Raw genomic sequence first — 2,359 nt, 5'->3', positions numbered from 1 at the left:
AGCACCACCAGCCGGCCGCGCAGCGCCGGGATGCGCGACAGTTCCCAGACGCGCTGGATCAGCAGCTTGCCCGGCTCGCTGCGCGGGTGGGCCTTGCCGGCCATCAGCATCTGCACGGGCCGGTCGGCGTTCGTCAGCAGCCGCACGAAGCGGTCGGGATCGCTCATCAGCAGCGTGGCCCGCTTGTACTCGGCGAAGCGGCGGGCGAAGCCGATGGTCAGCGTGTGCGGTTCGAACACGCGGGCGACGTCGGCGATCTCCGCCGTCGGCGCTCCGTTGCGCTCGAGCTGGCGCTGCAGGCGCCGACGGACGCCCCCGATCAGTTCGGAGCGCAGGTGCTCGTGCACCCGCCAGAGACGATCCGGCGCCGGCGCGCCGGCGCCCGCCTCGCGCCGCAGGGTCTCGATCTCCTGCGCCGTCCAGCTGGGCAGGTGCACGCCGTTGGTCACGCTGGTGATGGGCACCTGGGCGACCGTCCGGTCGGGCCAGAGGTGCTGCCACATCCCGCGCGACACCTCGCCGTGCAGGGCGCTGACGCCGTTGGCGAAGCGCGACAGGCGCAGGGCCAGCACCGTCATCTCGAAGCGCCCGTGGGGGTCGCCGGGATCGGTCAGGCCCAGGCCGATCAGCCGCTCGACCGGCTCGTCCATGCCCGCGGCCAGGGGGCGCAGGTACTGCATGACGTGGGCGACCTCGAAGTTGTCGTTGCCCGCGGGCACCGGCGTGTGGGTCGTGAAGATGCAGCCCGCACGCACCGAAGCCACGGCCCGCTCGAAGGTCTGGCTCCCGTCGACGATGTGCCGGCGCAGCTGTTCGAGGCAGAGGAACGAGGAGTGGCCCTCGTTCAGGTGGCAGACCGCGGGCGCGATGCCCATGGCGCGCAGGGCGCGCAGGCCGCCGACGCCCAGCAGGAACTCCTGGCGGACGCGCGTGTCCTCGTTGCCGCCGTACAGGTGCCCGGTGATGATGCGGTCCTCGGCGCTGTTGCCGGGCACGTCGGTGTCCAGCAGGTACAGGGGGATGCGCCCCACGCTCACCTTCCAGACGCGGGCCAGCACCTTGCGGCCCGGGTACGGCAGCGACAGCGTCAGGGGGTCGCCGTGCCGGTCGTGCACCAGGGCCATGGGCAGCTGCTCGAACTCGTTCGCCAGGTAGACCTCGTGCTGGCGGCCGGCCAGGTCCACCTCCTGGTGGAAGTAGCCGTAGCGGTAGGCCAGGCCGACGGCGACCAGCGGGAGGTCGCGGTCGCTGGCGGCCTTCAGGTGGTCGCCGGCGAGGATGCCCAGGCCGCCGGAGTAGATGGGCAGGGACTCGTGGATGCCGAACTCCGCGCAGAAGTAGCCGATCAGGCGCCCGCCGAAGTCCAGGTCGATCGGCGGCTCGCCGCCGCCCAGGTAGGCCCGCTGGCGGTCGCGCACCGCCGCGAGCCGCGCCGTGAAGTTCGCGTCGGCGGCCAGGGTCGCCAGCCGCGTCGCGTCGAGGGCCTCGATCACCGCGAGGGGGTTGTGCCGGCCGCTCTTCCAGAGGACGGGGTCCAACTCGATCATCAGGCGCGTCGCCTCGGCGTCCCAGGTCCACCAGAGGTTGTGCGCGATCTCGTACAGCGGCGCCAACGACGCCGGCAGGGAGCGTTCGGGTCCGAAGCGCTCGGTCACGGACATGGGGACTCCTCGTCGATCGGCAGTCTGGGCCGTCCACCCCCGTGTGGGGCGGTTCGGCCGGGGAAGATAACCCGGGGACGACGCGTCGCGCCAGCCCGGAGACGGGCTTGTCATCGGCCCGCGTTCAGAAGAGTTGAGGGGGTTCCAGGCGGGGGGAGTCGCCGAGGGTGTGGCCTTCCAGGCGCAGCAACTGGGCCTTGACCGACAGGCCGCCGGCGAAGCCGACCAGCGCGCCGTCCGAGCCGACCACGCGGTGGCAGGGGATCAGGATGGGCAGGGGGTTCTGGCCGACGGCCTGGCCGACGGCCCGCACCGCGCTGGGACGCCGGATCTCGGCGGCCACCTGCTCGTAGGTGCGTAATTTCCCGCAGGGGATCGCCAGCAGACGGCGCCACACCGCCGCCTGGAAGGGCGTGCCGTGGGGGTCCAGTTGCAGGTCGAAGGTCTCGCGGCGTCCCGTGAAGTACTCGGCGAGCTGGGAACGCAGGGGCTCGAACGACGCGTCGTCCTCCACCAGGCCCGGCTCGTCGCCGAGCGACCGCGCGACGGCGTGGGCGTGGATGTGGTATTGGTAGGCGCGCGGCAGGAATTCCAGGCGCACGAGCCCTTCGTCGCCGGCGACTGCCAGCAAGGGATCCAGGACGGTCCGCAACAAGGCGTAACGCAGCATGGTCCACCCGCCGTCGGTGATCCCGGCC

The 2,359-nt window shown here is 72.2% G+C and carries 2 protein-coding genes; both read right to left on the bottom strand.

Going from position 1 to position 2,359, the window contains the following annotated elements; translation table 11 throughout:
* Positions 1-1,661, bottom strand: a 1,661-nt coding sequence (gene glgP, locus Q7W29_03810) for an alpha-glucan family phosphorylase (GenBank protein MDO9170938.1), incomplete at its 3' end; no start/stop codon positions are given.
* A gap of 124 nt (positions 1,662-1,785) precedes the next feature.
* On the bottom strand, positions 1,786-2,359 hold a 574-nt coding region (locus tag Q7W29_03805; protein ID MDO9170937.1), incomplete at its 5' end, for a methylated-DNA--[protein]-cysteine S-methyltransferase.

It is taken from the genome of bacterium, from assembly GCA_030654305.1.
GTDB lineage: Bacteria > Krumholzibacteriota > Krumholzibacteriia > LZORAL124-64-63 > LZORAL124-64-63 > PNOJ01.
This window is presented reverse-complemented; position numbering and strand designations above follow the sequence as displayed.